Source organism: uncultured Thermosynechococcus sp. (genome assembly GCF_938074695.1).
Taxonomy (GTDB): domain Bacteria; phylum Cyanobacteriota; class Cyanobacteriia; order Thermosynechococcales; family Thermosynechococcaceae; genus Thermosynechococcus.
This window is the reverse complement of record NZ_CALJEM010000042.1, coordinates 16,195-33,370: the sequence shown is the minus strand read 5'-3', so window position 1 is coordinate 33,370 and position 17,176 is coordinate 16,195. Positions and strand designations below refer to the sequence as shown.

General features: G+C 53.6%; 19 protein-coding genes. 11 read left to right on the top strand and 8 right to left on the bottom strand.

From position 1 onward, the window contains the following. A partial coding sequence (locus Q0683_RS07115; RefSeq protein WP_366142735.1) for a B12-binding domain-containing radical SAM protein occupies positions 1-1,073 on the bottom strand: 1,073 nt, incomplete at its 3' end. Positions 1,074-1,527: 454 nt separating this feature from the next. Then, entirely contained in the window at positions 1,528-2,118 is a 591-nt protein-coding gene (aat, locus tag Q0683_RS07110; protein WP_298614037.1) for a leucyl/phenylalanyl-tRNA--protein transferase, read from the bottom strand. Between the two features lie 46 nt (positions 2,119-2,164). Between aat and Q0683_RS07105 the strand changes: the two genes are divergently transcribed. The 9 genes from Q0683_RS07105 to Q0683_RS07065 all read left to right on the top strand — a co-directional run bounded on the left by Q0683_RS07105 (position 2,165) and on the right by Q0683_RS07065 (position 10,246). After that, positions 2,165-2,692: a pentapeptide repeat-containing protein gene (locus tag Q0683_RS07105; protein WP_298614039.1), complete on the top strand. Its 528-nt coding sequence runs from the start codon at positions 2,165-2,167 to the stop codon at positions 2,690-2,692. A gap of 107 nt (positions 2,693-2,799) precedes the next feature. Next, positions 2,800-3,792 carry an NAD(P)H-binding protein gene (locus Q0683_RS07100; RefSeq protein ID WP_298614041.1) on the top strand — a complete coding sequence of 331 codons (993 nt, stop codon included), beginning with the start codon at positions 2,800-2,802 and terminating at the stop codon, positions 3,790-3,792. An 8-nt stretch (positions 3,793-3,800) separates the two neighbouring features. After that, positions 3,801-4,724, top strand: coding sequence for an NAD(+) kinase (locus Q0683_RS07095; RefSeq protein WP_298614043.1), 924 nt, complete (start codon positions 3,801-3,803; stop codon positions 4,722-4,724). Positions 4,725-4,752: 28 nt separating this feature from the next. Next, on the top strand, positions 4,753-6,801 hold the full coding sequence (gene ligA / locus Q0683_RS07090; RefSeq protein WP_366142734.1) for an NAD-dependent DNA ligase LigA: 2,049 nt from the start codon (positions 4,753-4,755) through the stop codon (positions 6,799-6,801). 116 nt (positions 6,802-6,917) lie between these two features. Next, a complete protein-coding gene (locus tag Q0683_RS07085) occupies positions 6,918-7,649 on the top strand; it encodes a V4R domain-containing protein (RefSeq protein WP_298976980.1) in 732 nt (243 codons plus the stop codon). A 45-nt stretch (positions 7,650-7,694) separates the two neighbouring features. Continuing rightward, complete coding sequence (locus Q0683_RS07080; protein WP_298616270.1) at positions 7,695-8,168, top strand: allophycocyanin; 474 nt, start codon at positions 7,695-7,697, stop codon at positions 8,166-8,168. A gap of 34 nt (positions 8,169-8,202) precedes the next feature. Then, positions 8,203-8,673, top strand: a complete 471-nt coding sequence (locus Q0683_RS07075; RefSeq protein ID WP_298616273.1) for an allophycocyanin — start codon at positions 8,203-8,205, stop codon at positions 8,671-8,673. Between the two features lie 148 nt (positions 8,674-8,821). Further along, the gene (locus Q0683_RS07070; protein ID WP_298616275.1) at positions 8,822-9,712 is read left to right on the top strand and encodes a PRC-barrel domain-containing protein; all 891 of its coding nucleotides are present in this window, start codon (positions 8,822-8,824) and stop codon (positions 9,710-9,712) included. Positions 9,713-9,727: 15 nt separating this feature from the next. Beyond that, positions 9,728-10,246, top strand: a complete 519-nt coding sequence (locus tag Q0683_RS07065; protein ID WP_298616278.1) for a DUF721 domain-containing protein — start codon at positions 9,728-9,730, stop codon at positions 10,244-10,246. On the opposite strand, the gene cysE is transcribed toward Q0683_RS07065, so the two are convergent. Genes cysE through Q0683_RS07050 form a run of 3 tightly spaced genes read right to left on the bottom strand, consistent with a single transcriptional unit; the run spans position 10,243 to position 13,231 of the window. Beyond that, positions 10,243-11,010, bottom strand: coding sequence for a serine O-acetyltransferase (cysE, locus tag Q0683_RS07060; RefSeq protein ID WP_298616281.1), 768 nt, complete (start codon positions 11,008-11,010; stop codon positions 10,243-10,245). The two genes, Q0683_RS07065 and cysE, sit on opposite strands and share 4 nt — an antisense overlap. Before the next feature lie 59 nt (positions 11,011-11,069). Next, positions 11,070-12,680: a citramalate synthase gene (cimA, locus tag Q0683_RS07055; RefSeq protein ID WP_298616283.1), complete on the bottom strand. Its 1,611-nt coding sequence runs from the start codon at positions 12,678-12,680 to the stop codon at positions 11,070-11,072. After that, entirely contained in the window at positions 12,677-13,231 is a 555-nt protein-coding gene (locus tag Q0683_RS07050; RefSeq protein WP_298616286.1) for a late competence development ComFB family protein, read from the bottom strand. Before Q0683_RS07050 ends, cimA begins: the two co-directional genes overlap by 4 nt. 323 nt (positions 13,232-13,554) lie before the next feature. Here Q0683_RS07050 and Q0683_RS07045 point away from each other — a divergent pair, with 323 nt between their 5' ends. Further along, the gene (locus Q0683_RS07045; protein WP_298976976.1) at positions 13,555-13,722 is read left to right on the top strand and encodes a hypothetical protein; all 168 of its coding nucleotides are present in this window, start codon (positions 13,555-13,557) and stop codon (positions 13,720-13,722) included. A 72-nt stretch (positions 13,723-13,794) separates the two neighbouring features. After that, positions 13,795-14,652: an FHA domain-containing protein gene (locus Q0683_RS07040; protein WP_298976974.1), complete on the top strand. Its 858-nt coding sequence runs from the start codon at positions 13,795-13,797 to the stop codon at positions 14,650-14,652. Here the strand turns inward: Q0683_RS07040 and scpB are convergent. From scpB to plsX, 3 genes are read right to left on the bottom strand one after another with little or no spacing between them, the layout of a single operon-like run. Further along, on the bottom strand, positions 14,612-15,133 hold the full coding sequence (gene scpB, locus Q0683_RS07035; protein WP_298617245.1) for an SMC-Scp complex subunit ScpB: 522 nt from the start codon (positions 15,131-15,133) through the stop codon (positions 14,612-14,614). The two genes, Q0683_RS07040 and scpB, sit on opposite strands and share 41 nt — an antisense overlap. Positions 15,134-15,136: 3 nt before the next feature. Beyond that, on the bottom strand, positions 15,137-16,126 hold the full coding sequence (locus Q0683_RS07030; RefSeq protein ID WP_298616295.1) for a beta-ketoacyl-ACP synthase III: 990 nt from the start codon (positions 16,124-16,126) through the stop codon (positions 15,137-15,139). Then, positions 16,123-17,151, bottom strand: coding sequence for a phosphate acyltransferase PlsX (gene plsX, locus Q0683_RS07025; protein ID WP_298616297.1), 1,029 nt, complete (start codon positions 17,149-17,151; stop codon positions 16,123-16,125). Before plsX ends, Q0683_RS07030 begins: the two co-directional genes overlap by 4 nt. Between the last annotated feature and the right edge of the window lie 25 nt (positions 17,152-17,176).

Here is a 17,176-nt window from a genome sequence, read left to right as displayed (position 1 = left end):
CGAATAAACTCAAGGATGCGATCGCCCGTTTGGGGCGTATCCGTATCAAAACCGATGATGATCCCAGAGACCACTTCCATGCCGTAGCGATTGAGGGTTTGCACTGCCTGCAAAATCGGCATACTTAGGTTTTGATCCTTGTGGATGGCATGAAGTGCCTCAGGTTCTGGCGTTTCAATGCCACAGAAAATTGTACAAAAATAGGCTTCCCGCATCATTTCCAAGAGTTTCGGGCTTTGGGCAATGTTCAGGGTTGCTTCGCAAGCAAATTGCACGGGATAGCCATTGGCCTTTTGCCAGTCAATCAGGTGCGGCAGCAGTTCAGTGACGGCGCGGCGGTTGCCAATAAAGTTGTCATCAACAAAATAGACCGCCCCTGGATTCCCGGAAGCCAGCATTGTATCCAGTTCCTTGAGGATTTGCTGCGGCGTTTTCAGACGCGGATTGCGGCCATAGAGTTCGGGAATATCGCAAAACTCACAGCGAAAGGGACAGCCACTGGAAAACTGAATGCTACCAAGGAAATAATTTTCCATGCGCACGTGCTGGTAGGCAGGGGTGGGAAACTCACTCAGCGGTAACCGTGCCGTGGTTTTGAAGATCAGTTGTTGAGGTGGTCGCTGGCTGCCGTACTCGTCAAAGTAGGCAATCATTTTATCGGTGGCATCCCCCAGTTCCCCCAGGTGGAGAATATCCACATCAGGATAGTATTCCGGACAGCTGGAGACCGAAGGTCCTCCCAAGGCAGTGAGTTTACCGTGACGATGGGCAATTTCATTGATTTCTAAAATTTGCGGCCGCTGAATGTGCATACCGCTGGTAATGACAATATCGGCCCAAGCATAGTCGGCATCGGTTGCGGGACGTACGTTTTCATCAATCAGGCGCACCTCCCAAGACTCTGGCAGATAGGCAGCCACCAACAAAATGCCTTGGGGCGGCATAAAGGCGCGCACCGTGCCCATGAGGGGGTAAGCGTGGTGAAACGTCCCAAAGGAGCGGCTATAGCGGGGAAAAATGCAAAGGATACGGCGATGGTTGCGGGGGGTATAGGGCACTCGACCACCGGTCATCTCGGGAACCACTTTAATCTCATCGGTGCTCCCACTGAGGTTCATAGCCCACGACTCCTCCCTACACGCACTTTTTATTAGACTTTTCAGGCTTTTCACTAGGTATAGCCTACAAATGCGGCTATCACCTAGGTTTTATACTAGCTCTTTGTAACATTAAGCCTAATAGACAGGTCTTAAATAGGTCTTAAGCGCAGGGGTTGTTTATCCTAAAACTGCAATATCTGAGTAGGACACCTTCACGGCTCGCTCGCCTGTCCTCGCAATTACAGACAGCTCTGAAGAACAGCAACGCCGCCTACGGCTGTTTTCTAACCGGGTTAATATCTTGAGGAACGTGACTCTGCGGCATTGCCGGACTACTCCCGTGAAAACGGTTGTACAACACGCCGATAGTAGGAAGGCTTGCAGGGGTTCTACTAACACAGCCTCTGTTTGAAGGGAGATTAGAGCCTCAGAGAAATTGACAGGGTTTGCGAATTGCCTGTGCCAAGAGCTGTCGGTACTCGCGATCGCTGACAACATATGCCCCAAAACGCTCAAGATGAGGATTTTGCAGTTGGGCATCAAACAGTAGAAAACCCCGTCGCCGCAGATGTTCCACCAGTTTCACCATCGCCACCTTCGAGCCATCGGGAATGCGGTAGAACATGGACTCGCCAATAAAGGCACCCCCAATAACAATACCGAGAATGCCCCCTGCGAGTTCATCGCCCTGCCAGGTTTCAAAGCTCACTGCCCAGCCCGTGGCGTGCAGCAAATAATACAACTCCTGCAAACGGGGAGTTATCCAAGTCTTGGGGCGAGCGGCACAGCCGGCCACTACCGCCTCAAAGTTACGGTTAATCGCTACTTGGAAGCGATTTTGATTCAGTAGTCGCTGCAGGGATTTGGGGTAGCGAAACCGCTCATCCAGGGGAATTAACGCTCGGCGGCGACTGGTGTACCACTCTAGGCGATCGCCCTCCCCCATCAGGAAATAGCCTTGGCCGTAGCCGTTTTCAATGATGGTTTCCCGGACCCATACCGCTGTAGGAAGATGCATACTGATACGCTGAAGATGTAGGGCTAAACAGAGAGGAGTTCTGTCTATGCTACTCCCATCCTCCGTTGTCATTGCTGCGCTTCGCCGCTCTTGGCGCTGGTGGGTGGCACTATTTTTGGCCATCCTCTGGATCTTCTCTACCCCCATGGGGGCGATCGCCGAAGATTACACAAAAGAAGCTTTGATCAATATGGATTTTTCGGGTCGGGATCTGCGGGGGTCTGAATTTACAAAGGCCAACCTTTTCCACAGCAACCTCAGCCACACCAATCTTCAGGGGGTAAGCTTTTTTGGAGCCAATATGGAGACGGCCAATTTAGAAGGGGCTGACCTGCGCTACGCCACCCTAGACACCGCGCGGCTGACCAAAGCCAACCTCACCAATGCCATCCTTGAGGGAGCCTTTGCCTTTAACACCAACTTTGACGATGCCATCATTAACGGCGCCGACTTTACGGATGTGGAATTACGGGAAGATGCCCGGCGTAAGCTCTGCAAGGTGGCTAGTGGCACCAACCCCGTAACGGGGCGCAAGACGTGGGAAACACTCCACTGTGAAGACTTTGTGTCCTAGTCCATCTCCAGTTTGCTGCGGAGAAGGATGATCCCCAAAGGCGATCGCCCCCGTCAGGAATTCTGATAAAGTATTACAAAAGTTAAGATTTATGACTAGAGTTTTTCATGAACATTTTTATTGTTGGCGGTACGGGTACCCTAGGGCGGCAAATTGTGCGCCGCGCCCTAGATGAAGGCCACCACGTCTATTGTTTTGTCCGCAGTCCGGCCAAAGCCACGTTTCTGCGGGAATGGGGCGCAACTATTCTTCAGGGAAACCTCTGTGCTGCCGACAGTATTCTGGAGGCATTGAAGTATGCCAAGGCCTCAGTGGTGATTGATGCCTCTGCCACTCGACCCACCGACACACTGACCATTGCAGCAGTGGATTGGCAAGGCAAAGTCAACTTGATTCAGGCTGCCCAAGCTGCCGATGTTCAACACTTCATCTTTTTCTCAATCATGGGAGCGCAGGACTATCCCCACGTGCCCCTAATGCAAATTAAACACTGTACCGAAGACTTCTTGCGGGAATCGGGACTCAACTACACGATCCTGCGTCCCTGTGGCTTTTTTCAGGGCTTAATTGGTCAATATGCGATCCCAATTCTGGAAAATCAATCCATTTGGGTTTTGGGAGAGTCCACTGCCATTGCCTATATGGATACCCAGGATGTGGCTAAGTTTGCCGTGCGTGCCATTGACCGACCCGCCACCTATGGCAAAGCTTTTGACCTCGCGGGCAGCCGTGCTTGGACAGCGGATGAAATTATTAAGCTATGTGAAAGTCTCTCAGGACAGGAAGCAAAAATTACCCGCTTGCCCATTGGGGTTTTGCGAGCGGCACGGCAGGTCACCCAGTGGTTTCAGTGGACATGGAACATTAGCGATCGCCTAGCCTTTACAGAAGTGATTGCCAGCGGTCGCGTCTTTGATGCCCCGATGGAAGAGGTCTATCGCACCTTTGACCTTGATCCCAGCGAAACCCTCACCCTTGAAGCCTACTTGCAGGACTATTTCACCCGAATTCTGCGTAAACTCAAAGAGTTGGATTACGAAAAAGCTAAACAGAAAAAGTCTGGACGCAAAAAACGCAGTCCCTTTAAGTCCACCCCCTAGGAGTTGCTGTGAAGGCGGGGATCATCTACAACGAAGGCAAACCCCTCGCGGTCGAATTGGCCCACCATGTCCGTCAAATTTTAGAACTTCAGGGCTGGGAAGTCCACATGGCCACGGGGATTGGTGGCATTCTTGGCTATTCTCGTCCCGATAGTCCCGTCTGCCATACCCCCATAGATCAACTAGTGCCCCCCGGCTTTGATACTTCCATGGCTTTTGCAGTTGTGCTTGGCGGCGATGGCACAGTCTTATCTGCGTTCCGTCAGTTGGCTCCCTGTGAGATTCCCCTGCTCACCATCAACACCGGGCACTTAGGTTTTCTCACTGAGGGCTATGTGGCTGATCTGGAACCTGCCCTTGATCAAGTGCTGCGGGGGGACTACACAATTGAAGATCGCACCATGCTCACGGTGCAAGTCCTGCGAGATCAAACCGTGATTTGGGAAGCCCTCTCCCTCAATGAAATGGTGATCCATAAAGAGCCTCTCACGGGGATGTGTCATTTTGAAGTGGATGTGGGCGCCCATGCCCGCGTTGATATTGCCGCCGATGGTCTCATTCTCTCCACCCCCACAGGCTCTACCGCCTATGCCCTCTCGGCGGGAGGCCCCGTGATTACCCCCGGTGTAGCGGCCTTGCAGTTGGTGCCGATTTGTCCGCACTCTTTGGCCTCCCGTGCCCTTGTCTTTGCCAACAGCGAACCGGTGTGGATTTATCCGGCGAACCCCTTCAAGCATCTGATTCTGGTGGTGGATGGCAATGCTGGCTGCTACATTCGGCCAGAGGATCAAGTCTTTGTGCAACGTGCCCCCTACCGTGCCCGCTTCATTCGCCTGCGTCCCCCAGAATTCTTCCATGTCCTGCAGCAAAAGCTCGGCTGGGGACTGCCCCATGTCGCTAAACCGCGCCCCAAGAATAGCCCAGATGGATAGGGCAACTGGTCTCAAAGGAACAACCATGATGACGGCAGCCGAACGGATTCAGCAACTGCGACATCTACTTCAGCGTGCGAGCTACGCCTATTATGCTCTCGATCAGCCGATCATGGAAGATGAGGTCTATGACCAGCTCTATCGCGAACTTCAGGCACTAGAAGCCGCTTATCCTGAATACATTACCCCCGACAGTCCAACCCAGCGGGTTGGCGAAGCACCCGTCAACCAATTTGAGAGTGTCAGCCATCGCATTCCCCTCTATAGCCTTGAAAATGCCTTCACCTTTGCCGATATGGTGGCATGGCAGGAGCGCTGGCAGCGCCATTGGCGCACCTTACGGCAAGGGGAACCCCTCCCCCCCACGGCATACCTCTGTGAACTGAAAATGGACGGCGTGGCTCTGGCTCTGACCTACGAGAACGGTTTACTGGTGCGGGGGGCAACGCGGGGGGATGGCCTTCGCGGTGAGGACATTACCAGCAATGTGCGCACGATTCGCACGATTCCCCTGCGGCTGGCGGTAGAGAACCCACCCCCCATTGTGGAAGTGCGCGGTGAGGCCTTTTTGCCGTTGGCACGCTTCCATCAACTCAACGAAGAACGCCAAGCTCAAGGAGACCCGCCCTTTGCCAATCCGCGCAACGCCGCAGCGGGTACCCTGCGTCAACTGGATCCCCGCATTGTTGCTCAGCGTCAACTGGACTTCTTTGCCTACGCCTTGCATTTGCCTGAAGGGGGTTCTGTTCCTTTGGGAGAGGAACTAGAGGGCGAGCCCCAATCGCAACGACAGGTGCTCAGCGCGCTGCAACGCCTTGGTTTTCGCGTCAATCCCCACAATGCCGACTGTCTGAACCTAGAGGCGGTGAAGAGCTACTATGACCACTGGCAAACGGCCCGCCACACCCTTCCCTATCTCACCGATGGGATTGTGGTGAAGCTCAACGATCTGGCGCTGCAACAGACGCTGGGTTTTACACAAAAATTTCCCCGCGGCTGCATTGCTTGGAAGTACGAGCCGGAGCAGGTAATTACCGACGTGGTGGCAATTACGGTGCAGGTAGGGCGTACGGGTGCTTTGACCCCCGTGGCGGAACTGGTGCCGGTGCAACTTGCCGGAACGACGGTCTCGCGGGCAACGCTCCACAATGCAGACTATATTGCTGAACTGGATCTGCACATCGGCGATAAGGTGGTGATCCACAAGGCCGGCGAAATCATTCCAGAGATTGTGCGGGTGTTTCCGGAATTGCGACCAGCCACGGCTCGACCCTTTAGGATGCCGACAATTTGTCCCGAATGCCATCAACCCGTTGTCCGCCCTGCTAACGAAGTGGTGAGTCGCTGTGTTAATCCGCAGTGTCCGGCGATCGTGCGCGGGCAAATTCTCCACTGGGCAAGTCGGGATGCCTTGGATATTCAAGGGTTAGGGGAAAAGCTGGTACGGCAGCTTGTAGCCAAGGAGCTGGTGCGCACCCCCGCGGATCTCTACCGCCTCAGGGCAGAACAACTCTTGAGCCTCGAGCGCATGGGCCAGAAGTCCGCTGATAAGTTGTTACAGGCGATCGCTAACTCCAAAGCCCAACCCTGGCCACGGGTGCTCTATGGCCTAGGTATTCGCCATGTGGGGAGCGTCAATGCCCAAGTCCTTGCCAATCACTTCAAGTCTGTGGAGGAACTAGCCACTGCCACCGTCGCCGATCTGTGTGGGGTCTATGGCATTGGGGAGGAAATTGCCCAAGCTGTTCACGAGTGGTTCCAGACCCCAGAGCACCAAGCCCTCATTGCGGATCTCAAAGCCCTGGGGCTACAACTGGCAGCGGAGACTCCCACGGCGCCAACGGCAGGGCAAGTCCTTGCCGGCAAACGCTTTGTGATTACAGGCACTCTGCCCAGTCTCACCCGCGAAGCGGCCAAAGCCCTCATCCAGCAGCATGGCGGTCAAGTGAGTGAGAGTGTGAGTCGGCAAACGGATTATCTAGTGGTGGGCGAAAAACCAGGGAGTAAATTGCAACGTGCGCAGGAATTGGGCATTCCTTGCATTAATGAAACAGAGCTTATAGAAATGTGTCGTTAAACTAAGGAGTGGCGGCAGGGTAGCCGCACAACTCTTAGAAATCCTTTAGCCTAAGAGATATAGTGTAGTCGTTGCCGCTCAGGGTGAAAGCGCAAGAAAGGGAGAGTTGCCAGCCTATGGTTTCTGCTGCACAAGCTCAGTCAAAGGGGAGTACCGATGCCACGGCTTTGGCTCAAAGCTACCGACACCGGCTACACCAAGTCCATCCAAGGCGCACTAATCACTATCGCCTGCGGGACTATCTGCAATTTGATAACCAACGGGGAGACATTACAGACTGGTACAATCAGCGGGTAACCCTCGTAACAGAAGATTTTGTCATCGGCTTAGTAGAAGGGCTGGAAGAAGAAGTGGGTTCAGCCTCTGCTCTTGTCATGTACAGAATTGGTGAAGAGTGGGGCAAGCGGGATGCAGTGGTCTTCAAGCAGCACTTTGAGCAGGAGTACCAGCGCGAGCTACGCAAGGCTGCTTTGACATTTATCTTAGAGGCTTGGTGGTGGCCTTTCACAACCCAAGGCTGGGGCAACTGGGAAGTGGATCTCACAGAGCAAAAGAATGGGTTCATGTTTATTAACATTTTTGACTCTGTGGTGGCCCGTACGCTTGGGGATGTGGGCAAGCCAGTGTGCTATATCTACGCGGGTCTCTTTGCGGGTTTCTTTACGGGTTTAATTCAAAAACCCTTGGGTTGTATTGAGTTACAGTGCTATGCGATGGGAGAAACCTACTGCAAGTTTCTCGTGGGGAAACAGGATCGCATTGATGCGGCTGCCTTCTGGCAAAACGAAGGTGCCACAGCGCGGGATATTGAAAAACGGCTGCGCCAAGGGGAATTGGTGAAACGATAAGCCCCAGAGGGGGGTGTTGATTGATTTTCTAAGGAGGGTTGCCCGATGTTCCGTCAGTTGAATCACTTAACCGTTGTTGCCGATGGTCGCTATGCCCGTCCTGAGGAATTGAACTTCCTGCGGGACTATCTGGCTTCGGTGGAGACTCGCATCAGTGCCTACGAAAAAATCCGCGCTGAGGCGGAAATGATGGTAGATAAAATTCAAGCCATGCAAAAGGCAGAAAATCCCCGCTGTTTTCATTTGATCAATGGCGATCGCTCGGAGATTTGCCGTCGTGACTTAGGGGATACGATTCGGCTGTGTGCCTCGGCAATGCTCTTTTCCGAGTTGGATTTGTTGCGGGACAACTTTTTGCTTTGGTATCGCACCATTGTTAAGTCCTTTAATTACGAGGCGTCCTCGTCCTCTACCTATGGTAAGTTCCTGCCGAACATGATGAAGCAATTGCTCACACCAGAAGAACAGCAGGTGATGCAGCCTGTTCTTGCCCTCGGCAGCTCGATTTTGTCAGAATGAAATTGTCAGCAAAGAGTTCGTAAGGGGGGAATGGATGCTGCGCCAACTGGAAAAACTCAGCCTCGAGGCGGATGGCCGCTATGCCAGGGCTGAAGAGCTGGAATTCCTTAAGAACTATCTAGCGGTCGCGGAGCAGCGCATTAGTGCCTATGAAAAAATCCGTGACGCCGAGGAGAAAATCCTTGATCAGGTGGAGCAGCAACTGCGCGCGAAAAGTCCCCACATTTTCCGCAAGGGCAATCAGGATTATTCGGCGGTGTGTCGGCGCGATCGCAAGCATGTGCTGCGTCTAGCGGCCGCAGCGATGTTATTTGCGGATCTCGAGGCTCTGCGGGAGGGGTTCTTGCTGTGGTACCGCACGATCATTAAGGCCTTCAGGGACGAAAAGGTCGCTCAAGTGACGTACCAAGTCCTACCCCAGGCTGTTAATCAAGTGCTCGACGGTGAGGAAGTGCCGTTGATGCAACCTGTGATGGCTCTGACGCAGTCAATCTTAGGGGAATAAGCTAGCCTACCTCAGCAGTGAGGCAAAAATGCGCTAGCCTAGAAGCACTGATTCCATAGGGGAATTTACCCCACCGGCAATCGCCTTTGGCGTACCATTGGGATTGGCCGCTATAGTATTACTAAGATTCATTGGGATACACAAAGGCATGACCATATCGGCGCAATTGCTGCAACGGGCAGATTTAATCGGTACACAGGTAATCACCCGTGATACTGGTCGGAAGTTAGGCGTCATCAATCAAGTTTGGGTTGATATTGACCAACGGCAAGTGGTCGCCTTGGGGGTGCGCAATACCCTTTTTACAGGGGAACAGCGCTATATTCTTTTAGACAGTATTCGCCAAATTGGTGATGTCATTCTTGTTGAGCACGATGACGATGTAATTGAGTCTCTCAATACCTACAACTACAGCACACTCATTGACAGTGAGATAGTCACCGAAACCGGTGAGGTGTTGGGCAAGGTACGGGGCTTTAAGTTTGACCCGCAAACGGGCGACATCACGGATTTGATTTTGGCCTCCATTGGTTTGCCTTGGATTCCTGCTCAACTCATTAGTACCTACGAGTTGCCCATCGAGGAAATTGTCAGCACAGGGCCTGATCGCATTATTGTCTTTGAGGGGGCTGAAACCCGCCTGCGGCAATTGACTGTGGGACTTTTAGAACGGATCGGCTTGGGAGCACCCCCTTGGGAAAGTGATGAAGACGATTACTATCAACCGATCACGCCGAGCAGTAATCAATTGCCCTCTGGGGCGCGATCGCCCGTCTATCCTCCCCCACGCAGCCGCAGTGACTACGAAGCAGACTGGGAAACGGCTCCCCGGCGACGTCGCCGCCAGCCCGAGTATGTGGAGTATGAAGAGGAGGAGTATGAGTACGAAGAGCGCCCCCGCTCACGTCAAGTCAAACCCCCTGCTCAAGCTATGCCCGTAGAACTGCCGGAATCCGAACCCACTGCCGATCCTTGGGAAGAACAACAACCGATTCGCCTTGAGCAGCGGCAAAAGCAAGAGGAATACGACCACGAATAGTCTGGAATATTCCAAATGGCCTATACCCCACTGGCCACGGTACTTCAGCAATGGCAGCAGACTCCCGAATGGCAACAGCCGCGGCAGTTCTTGTGTCTTTTGGAGCACTGGCCGAAGCTGGTGGGGTCAATTGTGGCGGAGCACACTGTACCGCTGGAACTGACCGGTCAAGGGGTGTTGCTTGTGGCGGTTGCCAATAGTACGTGGGCACAGCATCTAATGTTCTCGCGATCGCCCCTGATGGCCAAAATTCAGCAGACTTTGGGGATTCCCCTCAGGGATATTCGCTTTTCCCATCGCCACTGGCGACCCCCCTGCTCAGCGATCGCCACGGATGACACCTTACCGAAAGTAGGGAATCTTCCCACTGTGGCAGCAGCAGCCACTCCCCAAGAGGCCTTTCAGCGTTGGCAAGACCAAGTGCGGCAGCGATCGCGAGATTATCCTCTTTGTCCGCGCTGTCAATGTCCTACACCCATTAAAGAGCTACAGCGCTGGGGAATCTGCGGGCTGTGTTACGCCCGTTCGGCCTAGATGCCAGAGCCGTTGAGAAACTCTTCAATGGGGCGATCGCTGAGGCGGCAGGCTTGGCCTTGGGTAGATTGACAACCCCCTAGCACCGAGGCGGGCACCCTTTCTTGTCCCTGCTGTTGCAATGCTTGCACCTGTTTCTCTAGGAGTTCAATGCGATCCAAAAGATAGCGAATGGCTTCCGCCTCAGAGTCAGGCAGTTGACCGTGTTCCAAAGGAGCAATTTTGGCACCTGCCCGATAGACAATCCGCCCTGGAATACCCACCACCGTACAATCAGAGGGGACATCCCGCAGCACGACTGAACCTGCGCCAATGCGCACATTGTTCCCAATCGTGAGGTTGCCTAACACCTTTGCCCCGGCTCCGACAACCACATTTTCACCTAGGGTGGGGTGCCGCTTTCCGGTTTCCTTACCCGTACCGCCGAGGGTTACTCCCTGATAGATTAGGCAGTAATCCCCAACAACGGCGGTCTCGCCAATGACGACCCCCATGCCGTGATCAATGAAAACGCCCTTGCCAATCGTGGCACCGGGGTGAATTTCAATGCCTGTGAGCAAGCGGGCAATGTGGGAAATGAAGCGGGGAATAAAGGGAACGCGCCGCCGCCAAAGCCAGTGGCTCAAGCGATGCAGAAGGAGGGCTTGAAAGCCGGGATAGCAAAAAATGACCTCTAACCAGTTGCGGGCAGCCGGATCCCGCTCAAAGATAATTTGAAAATCTGCTTTGAGGGTGCTGAGCACACGCGGCTCCTTGGCAGTCATAGAACTTAAAGATCAGTTTTGATTTTAACGGATTTTGCCAAGGTCTCTCCAACCAGACCTTAAGAGGCCACCAAAGGGGAATGCCGCAGTTGCCGACTGTGCTGGAGGCCATACTCAAGGGCCTCGGCCACCGCTTGGTAGGAAGCTTCAATAATATTGGCAGAGACGCCAACCGTTGCCCAGCGATCGCGCCCATTACTGGACTCCACCAGTACCCGTGTTTTCGCCGCCGTGCCCGCATGCCCATCTAAAATCCGCACTTTGTAATCCGTCAGGTGAAATTCGGCAATCTCTGGATAGAACGACATCAACGCTTTGCGCAGCGCCTGATCCAACGCTGAGACAGGACCATTGCCCTCCGCTGCTGTGAGCATCTCCTCACCATTCACTTCCACCTTGACCGTGGCCAAGGACTGGCTGCGAATTGTTGCCTCCAGTGGGCCTGAATCTGTGCGGCAAAAGACATCAAAGCCCTTGAGGGTAAAGGGTCGCTGGCGCTGTCCTAAAATCTCCTGAATTAGCAGTTCAAAACTGGCTTCCGCTGCTTCAAATTGATAGCCTTCGCTCTCAAGGTGCTTAATCCGCTCCAAAATCCTTCGACTCAAGGGATGCTGCCGATCCAACTCAAAGCCAAGTTCACTGGTTTTTGCCAAAATATTGCTGATGCCCGCCTGCTCGGAAATAATAATGCGGCGCTGATTGCCCACCAAATGCGGCTCAATATGCTCGTAGGTGCGGGGGTTGCGCTGCACAGCACTGACATGGATGCCCCCCTTGTGGGCAAAGGCCGATAGCCCCACGTAGGGTGCATGCTCATCGGGGGCAAGGTTGACTATTTCACTGACATGGCGGCTGACCTCCGTCAGCGTGGCCAACTGCTCCGAACTGACACAGTCATAACCCAGTTTTAGTTGCAGATTGGGAATGAGGGTACAGAGATTGGCGTTGCCACAGCGTTCACCGTAACCATTGAGAGTTCCCTGCACCATGCGCACACCGCTTTGCACCGCCGCCAGGGCATTGGCCACGGCTGTGCCGGCATCGTTGTGGGTGTGAATTCCAAGACAATCAAGGCCGCCAAAGTGCGCCATCACCTCTGCCACGACCGCCTGAATTTGATGGGGCAGACAACCGCCATTGGTATCGCACAGAACTAGCCATTCTGCCCCCGCAGCCAAGGCGGTTTCTAGGGTTTGGAGGGCATAGTCTGGATTGGCAAGATAGCCATCAAACCAGTGCTCGGCATCATAGATCACCCGCCGTCCCTGGGATTTGAGGAACTGAATCGAGTCGGCAATCATGGCACAGTTTTCCGCCAACGTGGTCTTGAGACCCTCGGTGACATGGAGATCCCAGGATTTGCCAAAAAGGGTCACCCAGCGGGTACCGGCTGCCAAGATTGGCTCAAACATCGGCTCTTCTGCGGCTTTGCGGCCGGGGCGGCGTGTGGCACAAAAGGCAACAATTTCTGCCTGTTGGAGGGGGGTTTCCTGCAACCGCCAAAAAAACTGCACATCCTTGGGATTGGCACCGGGCCAGCCCCCTTCGATAAAAGGAATTCCCAAGCGATCCAGCTGGTGGGCAATCCGCAGCTTATCTTCCAGGGACAGTGAGAGACCCTCCCGCTGGGCACCGTCGCGGAGCGTCGTATCATATAGCCAAATTTTCACTGCGTTGACTCTCCCTTGGGATGCTCATATTCATTAGCGTAGGCCTGCAGCAGGGAGCTGACTTGGGAAAAGACTTCTTTGCTAGAGGTTTTGCCGAGGGGCGATCGCTCCGGATGAAATTGTGGCCGTGCCATACTGTGATGAATGGCCTCTTGGACTTGGGTGCGAATCAGATCCATGAGTTCCTCTTCGGCTCGCTGGCGTTGATACTGTGCTCCCTCTTGGGTGGTGGCGTAGAGTGGGGGGAGGCGGTTGAGAGCGTAGGCGGCAATATCTCCTAAATCCAAAGCGCACTTCTGCTCCGCTTCGATGGCAGCAACGCGGGTAATTGCCTCGGTGAGCACCAGTTCTTCCATAACGTTGATAAATTGCTTGCGGGGAACCGCCACCACTTGCCCCGTCAATAGGGCACCCATGAGGCGATCCAACGCCATGTAGTCTTCTACGGAGAGTTCTGTGGCTTTGTCGCAAATGCGTCCTACTTCTGCCTCCTGCGTTGGTGTCAGATAGCCATTGCTCAGTGCTTGTTCAACGATCTCTTGAATCCCCATACGTGTTTCCGCTGTGGTTGCTGTAGGGACACTCCCCACTCAAATTTAGTATATGCTGAGGAACCGCCAAGGGCGGGGGCAATTTTGCATTTCGTGATTGGGGATAGGAACTGTTATAAAGAACTGCCAAATCTTTATACTTCTATGGCCTATAGCCAAGTGATAAGATTATAGCGGTAAATAATGAAAGGCTAGCAGTCGCCCAGATCCGTTTGTGGCCTATGGTTGTGTGGTTGTCATCTTTTTTGCATACAGTAGAGCCATGGCTAGTACCAATTTGTTTTTGTTGTGCTTGGCTACTGTTGGCAATCATGGCGTGGAATGTGTGGCAATTCACACAGGAGGGGTTGGCGATCGCCCGCCGTTTGCATCAAATTCCCTGTGCTCGCTGTCGCTTCTTTTCAGGAGACTATCGCCTAAAGTGTTCCCTACATCCTGATTGGGCGGCCACCGAAGCTGCTATTCAATGTCCCGACTATCATTTTGAATAAAGTACCGAGAGACCTAATTTATTCCTACAGGGAGTTGGCAGAGGGATCACCTTGTTACCGCAGTATCCACAATTGGTCGTTTCCACAGAGGCCAGCACCTATATCGTCCCTCTTACCCAAGGCAATTCATGGGTGATTGGTCGGGGCAAAGACTGCACAATTGTCTTGCCAGATCGCTGGGCATCCCGCCGCCATGCCATGATTCAGCGCCTTGATAACGATGATTATTATCTCATTGATTTGGGGAGTCGCAACGGCTGTGTCCTCAATGGCCAAATGATTCAGGTGCCAACCTTGCTCAAGACGGGCGATCGCTTCATTATCGGCAAAACAACTCTTGAATTTCGCACCGATGAGGCGGTTTCCACCACACCATCGGGGGGTTCTGTTTCCCTGCAGCCCACTATTCTCATCATTCAACCCCCCGGCATTCAGGTACAAATTTGGCAAGAACTGCTGCGCAGTCAGGGGTTGGAAGTTATTGTGGAGTCAGGGCAAATCAATAGCCGCCGCATTATTAGCGATTTTGTAACCCTAAAGCAGCGCAACCCTGATCTCGTGCTCCTTGACTCGCAACTGGAAACCCCCGATATTGGCAACCTCTTGAATTGGATTAAGGCCACCTATCCCCAGTTGCGTAGTTTCATCATTGACCGCTACGACAATCATATTTCGCCAATGCAGCGACAATGGGCAGTGGAGCATGGAGCAATGGATTGGCTCCCCGCCCTGCCGGATGAAAATCTCACCATGTTTGGGGCGGAAATTGCGGCTCAACTGCGGCGTATTCTCAAAGCCTTGGGGCGCACTAAGCTAGAACAGGAGAAGCTAGCGGTATCTCTGTTGAATCTCCAATTGGCCACGAATGATGATTTGCCCTCCCAATTGCTCAGTGAGTACGTGAATCTCCCCCCCTATCTCCCTCAGTAGTCGGCAGTTGATCCACCTGAAAATACTGGTGAAAGCGCTCAGTGACCTGGAGAATATAGGAGCGGCTCTGGCTATCCCGTCGCCGCTGAATCAGCCCAAGGGTGAGCAGTTCTTGAATGTGCTGGTAGGCACTGGAACCCCGCAGTTCAATCACCTCTGATTGGCGAATCGATCCCCGAAAAGCAATCAGGGCTAATGTCCGCTGTGCCCCAACCCCCAATTCAACAGGAACAAGGGACTGAACCAGTTCCTGAAAGGCGGACTTTAGTTGCAGGCTGTATCTGTTGTCAATTTGGACAATTTCAAGGGCGGTTTGGCGATGGGCATAGTCGTTGAGTAGCTCAATCAGTGCCAGTTCAACGGTCTCAGGGGCAGTGCCTGCTAAGGCTGCCAGTTCAGCTAAGGTCAAAGGCTGTGCCTTGAGGTATAGAATGGCCTCCACTCGCATGGTTAATTCACGTAGGTCGTTGTTCCCTTGCATAGGCTATTGCCAACGGAACAGGGCAGCTCCCCACGTTAAACCGGCACCAAAGCCAGCGGTGGCAATTAAGTCTCCGGGTTGAATATGCCCCTGTTGAATCGGAGTTGCAAGGGCAAGGGGAATCGAGGCGGCGGAAGTATTGCCACACTGACCCACATTGCTAATGACTTTCTCTTGAGGAATGCCTAAACGCTCAGCCACAGCGTCAAGGATGCGTTGATTGGCCTGATGCAACACCAACCAGTCAATTTCCTCAACTGTACACCCAGCGCGGTGCAGGGCTTTTTCAATGACTTCGGGGACTTGGGTGACGGCAAAGCGATAGACTTCCCGGCCGTTCATGGCAATGGGAGCAAATCCTCCCTGGGCGATCGCCACATTTTCCCCTAGGGCTTGGGGCGTCCCCGCAAAGGCAAGGGTGAGGTGCTCATTGAGGCGGCCATCACTGCGCAATTCAAAACCTAGGAGCTGATCCACATCACCGGTTTGCAACACCATTGCCCCGGCACCATCGCCAAAGAGAATACAGGTGCGGCGATCGCCCCAATCTACCCAGCGGGAGAGAATATCCCCACCAATGACCAAGGCACTGCGATAGGCACCTGTGCGCAAATACTGAGCTGCCGTCACTAGGGCAAAAAGAAAACCAGAACAGGCCGCTGTCAAGTCAAAGGCCACTGCATTCACTGCCCCAATGCGGGTTTGTACCAAGCAGGCGGTGCCAAAAAGATCATCGGGCGTCGAGGTTGCCAAGATGATCAAATCTACTGCTGTGGATTCTAGTCCTGCCATCTGTAAGGCTGCGCCCGCCGCTTCGCTGGCCAAATCCACAAGGCGCTGCTCAGGAGCCGCCACGTGACGTTTTTGAATGCCCGTACGGGATTGAATCCACTCATCGGAGGTATCCACGAGGGCGCTGAGGTGGGCATTGGTCAAGCATTGGCTAGGGATTGCCGCGCCCACGCCAGTAAATTTAACGCCCCGTAGAGTCACTCAGCCCGCTCCTCAACGGCAACGATCTGCTGATAGCAGGCCTGAATGCGCTCTGAAACACGATGATCCACTGCTTCCCTAGCTAAGCGAATCGCATTAAAAATCGAAGGTGCTTGGGAACTGCCGTGGCTAATGATACAGATACCATCTACCCCCAAAAGTAGACCACCCCCATGCTCGGCGTGATCAATGCGTTGCTTAATTTTGCGCAGATTAGGACGCAGCAACGCTGTGCCCAGTTGCCCCCGCCAGCCCCGCGGTAGCTCTTCGCGGAGAATTTGGACGAGGACACTCCCCAAGGATTCGGCAAATTTGAGCAGAACGTTGCCGATAAAGCCATCACAGACCACGACATCAAATTTTCCCGACAGGACATCGCGGCCTTCCGCATTGCCTAAAAAGGAGATTTGGCGATTTTGCCGTAGGAGTTGATGCGCTTTTAAGGCCAGATCATTCCCTTTGCAGTCCTCTTCGCCAATGTTTAGCAGGCCAACTTTAGGATCCTCGACATCCAAAACGTACTGGCTATAGATGGATCCCATGACCGCAAATTGCTCAAGGTATTTGGGACGGCAGTCCACATTGGCACCGACATCGAGCACCAGCACGGATTTGCCGGGAATGAGGGTCGGCAAGACCGCTCCAATAGCGGGGCGCTCAATCCCCGGCAGGCGACCTAAACGCAAGAGCGCCGCGGCCATGGCTGCCCCTGAGTGACCGGCAGAAACCACCGCATCCGCCGCCCCTGCTTTGACCAGATCCATCGCTACATTGATTGAGGCCTTGGGTTTCTTTCTGAGTGCGGTCAGGGGTTCTTCTCCCATTTCAACAACATCACTGGCTGCAACAATTTGGGGCTTGGCTGCAGGGGCATGTTCATCGAGGTAGCGCTGAATGGGAATCGGATCCCCCACAAGGAGAATATCGGCATCTAATTCTTCACTGGCTCTGAGGGCACCGGCAACAATTTCATCGGGAGCATAGTCACCCCCCATGGCATCCACAGCAATCCGTGCACGAGTCATCGGCTGAACTCTTCCGAGAAAATCC